The organism is Kitasatospora sp. NPDC097691, assembly GCF_040302665.1.
In the GTDB taxonomy this organism is placed as follows: domain Bacteria; phylum Actinomycetota; class Actinomycetes; order Streptomycetales; family Streptomycetaceae; genus Kitasatospora.
Genome location: NZ_JBEORY010000008.1, coordinates 125,634 through 139,656 on the forward strand (window position 1 = coordinate 125,634; position 14,023 = coordinate 139,656).

General features: G+C 73.9%; 14 protein-coding genes. 10 read left to right on the forward strand and 4 right to left on the reverse strand.

From position 1 onward, the window contains the following. Positions 1 to 56: 56 nt before the first annotated feature. Positions 57 to 1,262 (forward strand): MFS transporter, encoded by a 1,206-nt coding sequence (locus ABTY56_RS08540; RefSeq protein WP_350627609.1) that lies wholly within the window; start codon positions 57 to 59, stop codon positions 1,260 to 1,262. A 48-nt stretch (positions 1,263 to 1,310) separates the two neighbouring features. Here ABTY56_RS08540 and ABTY56_RS08545 read toward each other — a convergent pair whose 3' ends face one another. After that, positions 1,311 to 1,841 (reverse strand): hypothetical protein, encoded by a 531-nt coding sequence (locus tag ABTY56_RS08545; protein WP_350627610.1) that lies wholly within the window; start codon positions 1,839 to 1,841, stop codon positions 1,311 to 1,313. Positions 1,842 to 2,019: 178 nt separating this feature from the next. Between ABTY56_RS08545 and ABTY56_RS08550 the strand changes: the two genes are divergently transcribed. From ABTY56_RS08550 to ABTY56_RS08570, 5 genes are all read left to right on the forward strand, one after another. Beyond that, positions 2,020 to 3,216, forward strand: coding sequence for an acetoin utilization protein AcuC (locus ABTY56_RS08550; RefSeq protein ID WP_350627611.1), 1,197 nt, complete (start codon positions 2,020 to 2,022; stop codon positions 3,214 to 3,216). A gap of 236 nt (positions 3,217 to 3,452) precedes the next feature. Then, on the forward strand, positions 3,453 to 3,662 hold the full coding sequence (locus tag ABTY56_RS08555) for a helix-turn-helix domain-containing protein (protein ID WP_045699258.1): 210 nt from the start codon (positions 3,453 to 3,455) through the stop codon (positions 3,660 to 3,662). A 190-nt stretch (positions 3,663 to 3,852) separates the two neighbouring features. Continuing rightward, positions 3,853 to 3,951 (forward strand): 30S ribosomal protein bS22, encoded by a 99-nt coding sequence (locus ABTY56_RS08560; RefSeq protein WP_003948845.1) that lies wholly within the window; start codon positions 3,853 to 3,855, stop codon positions 3,949 to 3,951. 222 nt (positions 3,952 to 4,173) lie between these two features. Continuing rightward, the gene (locus ABTY56_RS08565) at positions 4,174 to 5,283 is read left to right on the forward strand and encodes an NAD-dependent epimerase/dehydratase family protein (protein WP_350627712.1); all 1,110 of its coding nucleotides are present in this window, start codon (positions 4,174 to 4,176) and stop codon (positions 5,281 to 5,283) included. A gap of 7 nt (positions 5,284 to 5,290) precedes the next feature. Then, positions 5,291 to 6,298, forward strand: coding sequence for a lysophospholipid acyltransferase family protein (locus ABTY56_RS08570; protein ID WP_350627612.1), 1,008 nt, complete (start codon positions 5,291 to 5,293; stop codon positions 6,296 to 6,298). Between the two features lie 71 nt (positions 6,299 to 6,369). Here ABTY56_RS08570 and ABTY56_RS08575 read toward each other — a convergent pair whose 3' ends face one another. The 3 genes from ABTY56_RS08575 to ABTY56_RS08585 all read right to left on the reverse strand — a co-directional run bounded on the left by ABTY56_RS08575 (position 6,370) and on the right by ABTY56_RS08585 (position 10,339). Continuing rightward, positions 6,370 to 7,674, reverse strand: a complete 1,305-nt coding sequence (locus ABTY56_RS08575) for a DUF5667 domain-containing protein (protein WP_350627613.1) — start codon at positions 7,672 to 7,674, stop codon at positions 6,370 to 6,372. A gap of 270 nt (positions 7,675 to 7,944) precedes the next feature. Then, positions 7,945 to 8,718 carry an ECF subfamily RNA polymerase sigma factor, BldN family gene (locus tag ABTY56_RS08580; RefSeq protein WP_502893058.1) on the reverse strand — a complete coding sequence of 258 codons (774 nt, stop codon included), beginning with the start codon at positions 8,716 to 8,718 and terminating at the stop codon, positions 7,945 to 7,947. A gap of 619 nt (positions 8,719 to 9,337) precedes the next feature. Beyond that, complete coding sequence (locus tag ABTY56_RS08585) at positions 9,338 to 10,339, reverse strand: HAD family hydrolase (protein WP_350627614.1); 1,002 nt, start codon at positions 10,337 to 10,339, stop codon at positions 9,338 to 9,340. A 112-nt stretch (positions 10,340 to 10,451) separates the two neighbouring features. Between ABTY56_RS08585 and ABTY56_RS08590 the strand changes: the two genes are divergently transcribed. The 4 genes from ABTY56_RS08590 (at position 10,452) to ABTY56_RS08605 (ending at position 14,009) form a co-directional block, all read left to right on the forward strand. After that, positions 10,452 to 10,727, forward strand: a complete 276-nt coding sequence (locus tag ABTY56_RS08590; RefSeq protein WP_350627615.1) for a glutaredoxin family protein — start codon at positions 10,452 to 10,454, stop codon at positions 10,725 to 10,727. 162 nt (positions 10,728 to 10,889) lie between these two features. Next, positions 10,890 to 11,636, forward strand: a complete 747-nt coding sequence (locus ABTY56_RS08595) for a 3'-5' exonuclease (RefSeq protein WP_350627616.1) — start codon at positions 10,890 to 10,892, stop codon at positions 11,634 to 11,636. 107 nt (positions 11,637 to 11,743) lie between these two features. Continuing rightward, positions 11,744 to 12,640 carry a redox-sensing transcriptional repressor Rex gene (locus ABTY56_RS08600; RefSeq protein ID WP_350627714.1) on the forward strand — a complete coding sequence of 299 codons (897 nt, stop codon included), beginning with the start codon at positions 11,744 to 11,746 and terminating at the stop codon, positions 12,638 to 12,640. A 25-nt stretch (positions 12,641 to 12,665) separates the two neighbouring features. Further along, the gene (locus ABTY56_RS08605; RefSeq protein ID WP_350627617.1) at positions 12,666 to 14,009 is read left to right on the forward strand and encodes a glutamyl-tRNA reductase; all 1,344 of its coding nucleotides are present in this window, start codon (positions 12,666 to 12,668) and stop codon (positions 14,007 to 14,009) included. The last annotated feature ends 14 nt before the right edge of the window (positions 14,010 to 14,023 follow it).

Consider the following 14,023-nt stretch of genomic DNA (forward strand, 5'->3'; position numbering starts at 1 on the left):
AACATCGTCCTACCGGTCGGTAGCGAGGACGCCAGGAGGCCCGTGTGGAGGTCCGTATGAGTGCCGCGCCGACCGACGTCCCGCCCGGCCTGAGGGTCGGGCGGGCCGCGCTCGCCGTCAGCTTCCTGCTCCAGGGCACCACCTTCGCGCTGCTGGTCACCTGCATCCCGGAGATCCAGCACCGGTACGGGCTGAGCGACGGGCTGCTGCCGGTCTTCCTGGCGGCCGTGCCGATCCTGGCCGGGGTCGGCTCGATCACCTCCGAGCAACTGGTGAAGCGCACCGGCGCGCGGGCCGTGCTGCGAGTGGTCCAGCCCGCCGTCTGCCTCAGCCTGGCGGCCGTCGGGCTCGGCGACGCGCTGTGGCAACTGGCCCTCGCGCTGGGGGCGTTCGGGCTGCTGGTGGGGGCGTTGGACGCCAGTATGAACATGCTCGGGGTGGGCCTGCAGCACCGCTACGGCCGCTCGATCATGATCGGTTTCCACGCCGCGTTCAGCCTGGGCGGCATCGTCGGCGCCGTCCTGGCGGGCCTCGGCTCGCACTACGACCTCGGGCTGCCGGTGCTGTTCGGCACTGCCGCCGCGGTGATCGCCCCGCTCGCGGTGGTCACCGGCACCGGCTTCGCCGGCCCGGCCGAACTCGGCGACGCCGTCCGGGAGGCCGCCGAGGCCGCCGCCCGGTCCGTCCCCTGGCGGCCGCTGCTGCCGCTCTGCCTGGCGATGGCCTTCGCGTACATCGCCGACGCCTCGGTCTCCAACTACAGCGTCAAGTACCTCACCGACGGCCTGGGCAGCCGGGAGGACCTCGCCAAGCTCTCCTACCTCGGCTACATGGTCGCGATGCTGCTCGGCCGCGCGTTGGGCGACCGCGCGGTGCAGCGCTTCGGCGCCGTCCCGGTGGTCCGGGCCGGTGCCGCGCTGGCCGCGCTCGGCTTCGGGCTGGCGGCGGTCGCGCCCGCCGCCTGGGCGGGCATCGCCGCCTTCACCGTGCTCGGATTCGGTATCTGCGCGATCATCCCGCAGGTCTTCGCGGCCGGCGGCCGGCTCTACCCGGCCGACTCGGACGCCGCGGTGGCCCGGCTCAACCTCTTCAACTACGTGGGTTTCCTGCTCGGTTCGCCGCTGGTCGGGGCGATCGCCGACGCGAGCTCGTACCGCTGGGCGCTGCTCGCCCCGATGCTGCTGGTGCTCGCCGTGCTGCCGCTGGCCGACCGCTTCGCCCCGGCGCCGGCCCTGGCCCCCGCTCCCGCCCCCGCCGGGTGAGGGCGGGAGCGGGAGCGGCGGCAGGGGGCGGGACGGGGCCGGCGGGGATCAGCCGAGGATCGTGGTCTCCATCCCGGTCACGCCGTAGGCCCAGCCCTGGTCCTTGGCCGAGGTCGTGCCGCCGACCTGGCCGAACTCGTAGTAGACGTAGGGCGCCCAGTTCACCGTGTACGGCGTGGTGGCGCTCCACGGCGGGGTGTCGGAGATCTTCACGGTGAGCGTGACGGTCTTGGCGGCGCCCGGCGCGATGGGCGCGTCGAAGTGGAAGTTGGCACTGTTCCCGTTGATCACGCAGTCCACGGTGTCGCCGGTGCAACCGGTGACGGTGAAGGCGCCGGCCTGCGAGTTGGCCGGCCAGGTCGGCTGGATGGCCTCGTAGGCGAAGTAGATGTCGCTGGTCTCGGTATTGGTGAGCGACAGCGTCAGGGTCAGCTGGTCCCCGGCCTTCGCGGTCGACTTGTCGACGGCGAAGGCGGTCCCGCTGACCGTGGCGGAGGCCGGCTGGGCGGCGAAGAGCAGGCCAAGTCCCAGTGTTGCAGCGAGAATTACCCCAAGGCGTTGCACGCTGAATGGCTTCATGGCGGAGAGGATATGGAGGCGCGGAGCTTTTGTCTGTACCGCATCAACAAAGTGCCTCCACGACTGCCGCACAGCTGCACCACGACCGCCCTCCCTCGCCGTGCGACCGGTACCCCGCCGCCGCCCCCGGTGTGCCCTGGCAGCGGCCCGGCCGCCGCCACCCGCTACGGTGGAGGCCATGCCCGAAGCCGAGCGTGACACCCCCTGCGGCCTGCACCTCTTCTGGGACGAGGCCGTCACCGCCTACGACTTCGGCCCCGGCCACCCGATGGACCCGACCCGGCTGGCACTCACCATGCGCCTGGTCGAGGCACTCGGACTGAACGCCGGACCCGGGGTGAGTGTCCGGTCCGCACCGCCCGCCGGCGAGTCCACCCTCCAGCTGGTGCACACCCGGGAGTACGTCGAGGCGGTCAAGCACGCCGCCGCCCACCCCGAGCTGACCGACGTCCGGCACGGCCTCGGCACCGACGACAACTGGGCCTTCCCCGCAGTCCACACGGCCTCCGCGCTGATCGCCGGCCAGTCGGTGGCCGCCGCCGAGGCGGTCTGGCGCGGCGAGACCCCGCACGCCGTCAACTTCGCCGGCGGCCTGCACCACGCCATGCCCGGCAAGGCCTCCGGCTTCTGCATCTACAACGACCCCGCGCTGGCCATCGCCCGGCTGCTCGAACTCGGTGCCGAGCGGGTCGCCTACGTCGACGTGGACGTCCACCACGGCGACGGCGTCCAGGAGGCCTTCTGGAACGACCCCCGGGTGCTCACCGTCTCCCTGCACGAGCACCCCGCCACGCTCTTCCCGCAGACCGGCTGGCCGATGGAGACCGGCGGCCCGGACGCCCCCGGCTCCGCCGCCAACCTGCCGCTGCCGGCCGGCACCGGCGACGCCGGCTGGCTGCGCGCCTTCCACGCCCTGGTGCCCGACCTGCTCGACGCCTTCCGGCCGCAGGTCCTGGTCACCCAGCACGGCGCGGACACCCACCTGGAGGACCCGCTCGCCCACCTCGCCGTCACGGTGGACGCCCAGCGGCTGATCGCCGAGGAACTCCACGACCTCGCCCACCGGTACGCCGACGGCCGCTGGGTGGCCACCGGTGGGGGCGGCTACGCGGTGGTCGACGTCGTCCCGCGCACCTGGACCCACCTGGTCGCCACCGCCGCCGGACGGCCCGTCGACCCGGGCACCGAGACCCCCGAGTCCTGGCGCGCCGAGGTCTACCGCCGCACCCGCCGCCCGGCCCCGCTGCGGATGACCGACGGCGCCCGCCCGGCCTGGCGCGACTTCGACGCGGGTTACGATCCGGCCGACCGGCTCGATCAGGCCATCCTCGCCGGCCGCCGCGCGGTGTTCCCCCACCACGGCCTCCTGGCCTGAACCCGCCGCCCCGGCCCGGCGCCCGTGCGGCACCGGCCGGCCCGTGCGTACGCCGGGCGGTGCGATCCGCCGATCGGCTACGTACTGCAACAGTCCTATCTCTCACCGTACGAGGACTGCACCTCCCCTCTTCCCACTGGTACCACCCATAACTACTCTGGGGATACACGTGTGCCGGTGGAGTCACCGGAGGGGAAGCCGGTGCCTTGCACACGGGTAAGGGTCGGGTGATGGTCATGAGTTCCGTGGAGCGTCCCCTGCAGGAAGTCGTCTTCCTGACCGTGGCGGAGGTCGCTGCGGTCATGCGGGTGTCCAAGATGACGGTGTACCGGCTGGTGCACAGCGGAGAGCTGCCGGCCATCCGGGTCGGACGGTCCTTCCGGGTGCCCCAGCAGGCGGTGCACGAGTACCTCAAGGAGTCCTACGTGCGGCTTGAGAGCGCGTAGCACCGGGTCGGCGGGGCCGGATCCGCAGCCGCGGATCCGGCTCCGTTCGCCCCGGATTTCCCGCGAGTTTCCCGGTTGCCGGGAGTGCGATTTACAGCCCCGGCCGCGCGGACGGTAGGCTAGGCCCTCACGTCAGTCGTATGGACTCCGTCTCTCACGGACGAGAGTCTCAGTGAGCGAGGGTTGTTCCGTGGGCTCTGTCATCAAGAAGCGTCGCAAGCGTATGGCCAAGAAGAAGCACCGCAAGCTTCTGAAGCGGACCAGGGTCCAGCGTCGCAACAAGAAGTAATACCTGAGCCTGCGTCCCGGCCCCGCCTCTGCGGGGGTCACCCGCGCACCCGCGTCCAGCGGCGCAGGAAGAACCGGTAGGCCCCGCCTCGCGGGGTTCAGGCGTTCCACCGCCCGCCCAGGCCCTCGTGGCCCGGGCGGGCGGTGTCGTTTCACGGCCCGGCGGGGCGGCGCGGTACGGTGCACGAAGGCCGCTCGGGTCGAGGGAATGGGGTGCAGCACCGTGGGCGTGGTCGTGCTCGTCACCGGCGTGGCACGCCATCTGGGTGCCCGCTTCGTCGCCGAGGTCCGCCGCCGTCCGGGCGTGGACCTGGTCGTCGGCGTGGACGTGCAGCCGCCCCGGATGCCGGCCGAGGAGCCGCCCGGCCCGGTCGCCCCGTACCGCTTCCACCAGCTCGACCTGCGCCGACCTGCGCTGTCCCGGGTGCTCGCCGAGCACCAGGTGGACACCGTCGTGCACCTCAGCGTCAGCGCCACCGGCCTGGGCTCCACCAACCGCTCCGCGGTGAAGGAGTCCAACGTCATCGGCACCATGCAGCTGCTCGGCGCCTGCCAGAAGGCGCCCGGGGTGCGCCGGCTGGTGGTGAAGTCCACCACCGGCGTGTACGGATCCGCCCCCCGCGACCCGGCGGTGTTCAGCGAACGGATCCAGCCGAAGACCCCGCCCGGCGGAGGCTTCGCCAAGGACGCCTCGGAGGTCGAGGGCTACGTCCGCGGCTTCTCCCGGCGCCGCCCGGACGTCGCGGTGACGGTGCTGCGCTTCGCCAACATCGTCGGCCCGAACCCGGACACCCCGCTCAGCGAGTACTTCGCGCTGCCGGTGCTGCCGACCGTCCTCGGCTACGACCCCAGGCTGCAGTTCGTCCACGAGGACGACGCCGTCGCGGTGCTCTGCCGGGCCGCCGGCGAGCCCGAGCCGGGCACCGTCAACACCGGCACCTTCAACGTGGCGGGGGAGGGCGTCCTGCTGCTCTCCCAGTGCGCCCGCCGGCTCGGCCGGCCCACCCTGCCGCTGCTGCTGCCCGCGGTCAGCTGGATGGCCGTGCTGGCCCGGCAGACCCGGCTGGTGGACGTCTCGCCGGAGCAGCTGCGGCTGCTCACCCACGGGCGGGTGGTGGACACCACGCGGCTGCGCGAGACCTTCGGCTACCGCCCGGCCTTCACCACCCCCGAGGCCTTCGCCGACTTCGCCGCCGCCCTGGGCCCGGGCCTGCTGCCGCCCGAGCGACTGGCCGCCGTCGCCGACCGGCTGACCTCCCTGCTCGGCCCGGAGGCCGCCGACCCCGCCGCCCCGGGCACCGTACCGAACCGCCCCCGCCGACCGAGGAGCTGAACCCGCGATGAGTGCCGCAGCCAAGAACGCGTCGGGCGAGGCCAAGGTCATCCCGATCGAGTCCGCCCCCAGCTGGACCGACCCCGAGGGCCCCGGCCTGGCCGACCGGCTCGCCGGGGCGGTCGGCGGAGCGCTGTCGGGGCCGCTCGGCCCGGCGGCCGCCCGGCTGTTCGGCAAGGGGTGGGAGGGCCGCGCCGCCGAGGGGCTGGCCTTCCTGCGCCGCCGGGTCACCGGGGACTACGAGGTGGACGAGTTCGGCTTCGACCGCGAGCTCACCGAGGAGGTGCTGCTCTCACTGCTGCGCCCGCTGGCCGAGAAGTACTTCCGGATCGACGTCCAGGGCGTGGAGAACATCCCGGCCGAGGGCGGCGCGCTGATCGTCGCCAACCACTCGGGGACGATCCCGCTGGACGCGCTGATGACCCAGGTGGTCATCCACGACCACCACCCGAACCGGCGGCACCTGCGGATGCTCGCCGCCGACCTGGTCTTCGTGCTGCCCGGCGTCAACGAGCTGGCCCGCAAGGCCGGCCACACCCTGGCCTGCAACGAGGACGCCCAGGCGCTGCTGGAGCGCGGCGAGGTGGTCGGGGTCTGGCCGGAGGGCTTCAAGGGCATCGGCAAGCCCTTCTCCGAGCGCTACAAGCTCCAGCGGTTCGGCCGCGGCGGCTTCGTGGCCTCGGCCCTGCGGGCGCGGGTGCCGATCGTGCCGTGCTCGATCGTCGGGGCGGAGGAGACCTACCCGATGATCGGCAACGTGAAGACGCTGGCCCGGCTGCTGGGCCTGCCGTACGTGCCGATCACGCCGACCTTCCCCTGGCTGGGCCCGCTCGGGGTGCTGCCGCTGCCGACCAAGTGGACGATCCGCTTCGGCGAGCCGATCGCCACCGACGGGTACCCGGCGGAGGCGGCGGACGACCCGATGCTGGTCTTCGACCTGGCCGACGAGGTGCGCGAGACCATCCAGCACACGCTCTACCAGCTGCTGGTGCAGCGGCGCTCGGTGTTCTTCTGACCCTTCCCGTACGGGAGCACGGAGCGGGCCCGGCGGATATCGCACTCCGCCGGGCCCGCTGCGCGCGCCGGTCAGCCGCCGAGGATCCGCAGCCCGGGCAGCAGGCCCGGGACGAGCGGGGGCACCTCGACGCCCTGCTGCCGGGCCTCGTCCGGGACACCGGGGGTGCCGGACGGCTGTGGCGCCTGCGGCGGGGCCGCGTCGGCGCTCGGCGAGGGCTTGGCGCCGGTGAGCCCGTTGGTGAGGTCGCCGACCAGCCCGTTGACGGCCTCCGGGGCGCTGGTCGGCAGGGTGCTCGGCAGGCCGGCGCCCTTGCCGCCGCTGCCGCCGGTCGCGCCGGCACCGGGCCCGGCCGGGGCATGGTCGGTGGCGCCGGGGCGGTTGCCGCCGGTGGCGCCGCCGCCCGGGGCCTGGCCGCCGCCCTGCGTGGCGCCGGAGCCGTCGGCCGGGGAACCGGCGGGGGAACCACCCGTCGGGTCGGCCGATCCGCCGCCCGCTCCGGAGCCGGCCGACCCACCGTTCTTGCCGGAGGGCTGGACCAGACGCAGGGGCGCGACGTCCTCGCTTATGTCGTCGAAGAGCTGGCTCACCAGGGAGGCCTGCTGGGTGAGTTGCGCGGGCAGCTTGCCCTGCAGCTCGGTCCAGCGCCCGTCCTCGTCGTGGGCGAAGCCGGCCAGCGCGCGCATCGGGTCGAGCGAGCCGTTGCTGCGGTAGACCGAGCGCAGCAGCTCGCGGCCCTTGAGGGCGTCGGCGTGCATGTCGTCCAGGGCATGGCGGACCTGCTCGACGGTGGCCGGGCTCAGCGCACCCGCCGGGCCGGTGCGGCCGACCAGGACCTTGGCCTCGCCGAGCCGGGCGGCGGCGTTGTCGAGCAGTAGCTCACCGCGCTCGGCGTCGGAGCCGGCGAAGTCGAGCCGCAGCCCTTCGAGGCCGCGCTTCAGCCCGTACAGCGTGTCCCCGGGCACGGCGCCGGTGCTCGCGGCGGCGGCACCGGCCAGGCTGCCGACGGCGAGCCCGGCGACGAGTCCGCCGATCGCGAACCGACGGCTCCACCGGCCGCGCGGCGCCGACCGGATCGCCCGGTGGCGCCGCTGGCGGGGCACCGCGGCGCCCGGCCCGCCGGCGAAGGCCTGCTCGAACGCGGCCATCAGCTGGGCGCGTTGGACCGTTCGGACCTCCTGGTCCAGCACCGGCCCGGGCAGCGCTCCCAGCACGTCGGTCAGGCCGACCAGTTCGGCCATCGCGGCCGAACCGGGGCCGGTGCCTGCGGTGTTGGCCGGTTCCGCGTCGGTTGCAGCGCGTTGCTCCGTCCGGTGGGCCTCCAGCGCCTCGGCGAAGGCCTTCGCCCGCCGGTGCTCCAGCACGTTTGCCGTCACGGGCCACACCTCCCTTCGTCGTTGTCGACACCCTGGCCCGCCGGACGGTTGCCCCGGCTGGCCAAAGCCACTCCATCGGGTGACGGGTCGCAATTCGGCTTGACCGTACGCCTGGTGGAGGCTTGCACGCTGGCCAACGATCGGTGCGGGCGGTCGGTTACGCACGGCTGATCATCGGACCGACCGTTCACTCTGACGTGTCGGTCGGGCGTGGACGGTGACGGCCGGCCGGGCGGCCCTCCGGCTGTGTCCCCCGCAGTCACGGTCGGCTCACCTGGCGTCGGGCGGCAGCAGCCGCGCCAGGGTCCGTACGGCTCGGTACTGGAGGGTCTTGATGGCGCCCTCGTTCTTGCCCATGATCCGGGCCGTCTCCGCGACCGAGAGCCCCTGCAGGAAGCGCAGCGTGACGCACTCCTGCTGCTGCGGGTTGAGCCGGCGCACCGCGTCCAGCAGGGCGGCGTTGGAGAGCGACTCCAGCACCGACTCCTCCGGGCTGCGCTCGCACTCGTTGGAGTCGAGCATCTCGCCGGTGGTGACCTCCAGCCGGAAGCGGCTGGACTTGAAGTGGTCGGCGACCAGGTTGCGGGCGATGGTGACCAGCCAGGCGCCGAAGTCCCGGCCCTGCCAGGTGAAGGTGCCGATCCGGCGCAGCGCGCGCAGGAACGTCTCGCTGGTGAGGTCCTCGGCCGTGGCCCGGCTGCCGACCCGGTAGTAGATGTACCGGTAGACGGTGTCCGCGTAGTGGTCGTAGAGCCGGCCGAAGGCCTCGCTCTCGCCGGCCTGGGCCCGCTCGACCAGCTCCATGATCGGGTTGTGCTCGGTCTCGTAGCCGGGGCCGGTCGCGGTCCGGGAGCGGCCGCGCCCGACGCCGGCGCTGCCGGTGCGGCCGCGCGAGCCGGTGCCGGTCGAGCCGGCGGCGGTGGTGCGCAGCGCCAGGCCGGGTCCGTGCGGGTGGCCGAACGGCCCGCCTGCGGGCACGAGTTGGAGCGAGGCGGCGAGCTGGCTGCGGAGCAGGCTGCGCAGCAGGTCCAGGCCGGTGGAGATCTGCCGCTCGGCGGTGGGCCGGCCGCGGTGGCCGGTGCGGGGGCGCAGGGGCGCGGACGACGGGCGGGAGGGTGCAGGCGCGTCGTTCCGGACGGGTGGGTACACGGGACTCCCAGAGGCAGAACTGTGGACGGATCACCTCCGCCTGCGCGGAGAGCACTCCCCGAAGCGTCCGTTCGAGCGGGACGCGTGGGGACGTGCATCCAGGAGAGAATAACGCTTTGTGCAATGACAGCTACACCGTGTGGTCGAAGTGGTCGTTTGGGATCCATTTGTTGCGCATATTCGGCTGACATTGACCGGAGCTGTCGGCGTTCATCCGGCTCAACGTGATCGAACAGGCGCTCAGGGTGACCAATTCGGCGGTCTGGCGGGCGGTTTCCCAGCCTTGGGACTCCGCAACCCCTGACTTTCCCGGTCTGGCGAACGATCAGAACCGGTCACCGGCTGGCAGGTTCGCGCATCGGCCCTTGACTGCGGTGCGGCGAAGGGGAGTTCGCCCGTACGAGCGGCCAGGTCAGGGCCCTGGTTGACGTCCGGTCACCCGCGCGGGCGAGCCCGTCGGGTGACCCCGCGGGAGCCGGTGTGACGGCTCCGGCCGCAGGGTGCCGCGGGGGTCTCAGGCCGGCCGGCGTCGCCGGTGCAGCGCCACCGCGGCCGCCGTCGCGCCCGCCAGCACCCCGACCGCGGCCGCCGCCGGCAGCCCCACCCGGGCCGCCTTCCGCCCGGTGCGGAAGTCCCGCACCCGCCACCCCTGGGCCCGGGCGTGGCGGCGCAGCGCGCCGTCCGGGTTCACCACGTACGGGTGGCCGACCAGCGAGAGCATCGGGATGTCGTTGGCCGAGTCGCTGTACGCGGCGCAGCGGTCGAGGTCGAGGCGCTCGCGGCGGGCCAGCGCCCGGACGGCGGCGGCCTTGGCCGGGCCGTGCAGCATGTCGCCGACCAGCCCGCCGGTGTAGAGGCCGTCCCGGGCCTCGGCGACGGTGCCGAGCGCACCGGTCATGCCGAGCCGCCGGGCGATGATCCGGGCCACCTCCAGCGGGGCGGCGGTCACCAGCCAGACCCGCTGGCCGGCGTCCAGGTGCATCTGGACCAGCGCGCGGGTGCCCGGCCAGATCTTGTCCGCGACGACCGGTTCGAAGATCTCCTCGCAGATCTCCTCCAGGTCGGCGGTGCGCTTGCCGGCGACGATGCCGAGGGCGGTGTTCCGGGCGTCCGAGATGTGGTCCGGGTCCTCGGCGCCGTGCAGCCGGAACCAGGCCTGCTGCCAGGCGAAGCGGGCGATGTCGCGGCGGGTGAGGAAACCGCGGCGGAAGAGGCCGACGCCGAGGTAGAAGATCGCGGCGCCGCGCAGGATGGTGTTGTCGCAGTCGAAGAAGGCGGCGGCGCGGGGGTCGTCCGGGTCCGGGGTGTGGTTCTCGGCCGGGGCCTTGGGCGCCTTCCCGGGCTTGGCCGGGGCCTGCGCGTCCCCGGTGGTGGGCGCGTCCGTCACGGGGGCGTCCGCAGCTCCGGGCTCGGCCCGCAGCGCGGCCTCGGCGGCCGCGGCCGCGGCCTCGCCCGCCAGGGCGCTCCGCTCGCTGGTGGAACGTCTTGCCTGGGTGAGCCTTCGGAGCACGGCCATGGCATCGAGCATAGCCAGCCGGGCGCGGAGCGGCCGTGACGGTGCCGTGCCCGTGAGGTGAACAGCTCCACCGCGCGCGGGGGCGGGTGCCCCGTGGGCGCAGAATGGGGCGGTGAGCCCACTGCTGCGACGTAAGAGCCCCGAGCCCGCGGACCGGACCGTGACCCTGGTCGGCAAGCCCGGCTGCCACCTGTGCGACGAGGCCCGCGAGGTGATCGTCAGGGTGACGCGCGAGCTGGGGGCGTCCTTCGAGGAGAAGGACATCACCGAGGACGAGGAGCTGTACCGCCGCTACTGGGAGCAGATCCCGGTCACCCTGATCGACGGCCGTCAGCACGACTTCTGGCGGGTCGACGAGCGCCGGCTGCGCGCGGCCCTGGGCGGCTGAGGGCCCGGCGCGCGGGCGCCGCCGCCCCCGCCACTCGGCGGGGGCGCTTCGCCGAATCGTTGCCAAACGCACTCCGTTTCGGCTCCGGTCGGGGTGCCTTGGTCGGCTTACGATCGAACGCGTTTGCGCCCGTGGGGGGCTGAGCACGCGAGGAGTGCCGCCATGCTTCCCGGTCCGCCCCCCGGCACACCCGAAGCCCCGCCCGGGGCCGGGGGCTTCGCGGTGGTGGACGTGGAGGCGACCGGCCGCAGCCCGTGGCGGCACCGGGTGGTCGAGGTCGCGGTCGTGCTGCTCGACGAGCGGCTGCGCCCGGAGGGCGAGTTCGCCACCCTGCTGGACCCGCTGGGCCCGGTCGGCCCGACCCATGTGCACCGGATACGCCAGTGCGACGTCGACGGCGCCCCGCGCTTCCGCGAGATCGCCCCGCGGCTGCTGGAGCTGCTGGCCGGCCGGGTGCTGGTCGGCCATCACGTCAGCTGCGACCACGCATTCCTGGACCGCGAGTTCGCCCGGATCGGGGTGTCGCTGCCGCCCGTCCCGCTGCTGTGCACGATGCGGCTGGCCCGCGCCCACCTGCCGGAGGCCCGCAGCCACGGCCTGGCGGCCTGCGTGGAGGCGGCGGACCTGGGCTGGTACCCGGCGCACACCGCACTCGGCGACGCCCGGGTGACGGCCGAGCTGCTGCGGCACTGCCTGGGTGCCCCGTCCTGCCCGCCGGACGACTGGGCGGGTCCGCTGCGCGAGGCGGCCCGGGTGCCCTGGCCGCGGCTGGGGCCGGCCCGCTCCGGCCCGTCCGGCGCGGCCGTCCCGCTGCTGCGCCGGGAGGCGCCGTACGGCCCCTGGCTGCCCGATGCGCAGGCCCCGGAGGTCGTGCTGACACACGCCGGTGCTATGGGCTCGATGGCGTGATGCGCATCACTGTGCGGGGACAAATCGGACACCATCTTTGTGCACACGTTCACAAACGCATAGCCTGGCTGCCAAAGCCCAGCTTCACCCACAGGAGCACCGTGGCAATCGGCCGATCACCACAGAGCAGTTCGCAGACGCCCGACCAGGGCGCCGCGCGCCGACCCTCGCGTGCCCGGGGCATCCCGGAGGCGACCGTCGCCCGCCTGCCCCTCTACCTGCGGGCGCTCACCGCGCTCTCCGAGCGCTCGGTGCCGACCGTCTCCTCCGAGGAGCTGGCCGCCGCGGCCGGCGTGAACTCGGCCAAGCTCCGCAAGGACTTCTCCTACCTCGGCTCCTACGGCACCCGCGGCGTCGGCTACGACGTCGAGTACCTCGTCTACCAGATCTCCCGCGAGCTCGGTCTGACCCAGGACTGGCCGGTCGTCATCGTCGGCATCGGGAACCTCGGCCACGCCCTCGCCAACTACGGCGGCTTCGCCTCCCGAGGCTTCCGGGTGGCCGCCCTGCTCGACGCCGACCCCAACGTGGTCGGCACCAGCGCGGCCGGGCTCCCGGTGCGCCACATGGACGAGCTGGAGTCGATCGTCGAGAGCCAGCACGTCTCCATCGGTGTGATCACCACCCCGCCCGGTGCCGCCCAGCAGGTGTGCGACCGGCTGGTCGAGGCGGGCGTCACCAGCATCCTGAACTTCGCCCCGACCGTGCTGACCGTCCCGGACGGCGTGGACGTGCGCAAGGTGGACCTCTCCATCGAGCTGCAGATCCTGGCCTTCCACGAGCAGCGCAAGGCCGGCGAGGAGCCGGACGACCGCGCCGAGTCGGTGCTCGACCGCGCTCCCGGCCCGGTCCGCGCCGCCGCCGCCAAGCTGCGGCGTGCGGCCGGCGGCACCGGCAAGGGCCGCGGCACCGCCGAGTCGACGGCCAAGGACCAGGCCGAGCAGGGCAAGGGAAAGGCCGCCAAGGGCGGCGACGGGGATCTCTCCGCGGTGATGCCCGCATGAACACCGAGAGCTGTGGGGGGCGGGCATGAGCCTTCTCGTCGTAGGGCTGAGCCATCGCACCGCCCCGGTCGGGGTGCTGGAGCGCGCCGCGCTGACCGGCGACGTGCCGACCCGGCTGCTGCACGACGCGGCCGCCACCGCGACCGTCGCCGAGGCCGCGCTGCTGAACACCTGCAACCGGATCGAGCTGTACGCGGACGTGGACAAGTTCCACGCCGGCGTCGCCGAGCTGTCGCTGCTGCTCGCCCACCACAGCGGGGTGGACCTGGAGGAGCTGACCTCCCACCTGTACGTCCACTACGAGGACCGCGCCGTCCACCACCTCTTCTCGGTGGCCTGCGGCCTGGACTCGATGGTGGTCGGCGAGGGCCAGATCCTCGGCCAGCTGCGCGACGCCCTGGCCAAGGCCCAGGAGGAGCACACCGCCGGGCGCGACCTGAACGAGCTGTTCCAGCAGGCGCTGCGGGTCGGCAAGCGGGCGCACAGCGAGACCGGGATCGACAAGGCCGGCCAGTCGCTGGTCACCTTCGGCCTGGAGCAGGTCGCGGCGGGCGCGGGCGAGATCGCCGGCAAGCGCGCGCTGGTGGTCGGCGCCGGCTCGATGAGCTCGCTGGCCGCCGCCACCCTGGTCCGCTCCGGCGTGACCGACCTGCTGATCGCCAACCGGACGGCCGCCCGCGCCGAGCGACTGGTCGAGATCCTCGGCCCGGACGTCGCCCGCACCCTGGACCTCGCCAAGGTGCCGGAGGCGCTGGCCGACGTGGACCTGGTGATCTCCTGCACCGGCGCGGCCGGTGTGGTGGTCAAGGCCGAGGACGTGGCGGCCGCCGTCGCCCTGCGCCCGGCCGACCGGGGCCCGCTCGCCCTGCTCGACCTGGCCATGCCGCGCGACGTCGACCACGCCGTCCACGAGCTGGACGGCGCCCTGCTGGTCGACCTGGAGAGCCTCTCCCACGCGCACGCCGCCACCCCCGGCGCCGGTGACGTCGACCAGGTCACCCGGATCGTCGCCGACGAGGTGACGGCCTTCGGTGCCGCCCAGCGGGCCGCCCGGATCGCGCCGACCGTGGTCGCGCTGCGCTCGATGGCCTCCGACGTGGTCGCCGCCGAGCTCGGCCGACTGGAGGCCCGGCTGCCCGACCTGGACGACCGCTCCCGCGCCGAGATCGGCCAGACCGTCCGCCGCGTCGTCGACAAGCTGCTGCACGCCCCGACCGTCCGGGTGAAGCAGCTGGCCGCCGAGCCCGGAGGCGCCTCCTACGCGGAGGCCCTGCGCGAACTGTTCGACCTCGACCCGGCCGCCGTGCACGCCGTGTCCGGGACGCCCGTCGGCGGCGCGCCCCAGCCCTCCGCCGGGGGCACCAGATGAACCGTCAGCCATCC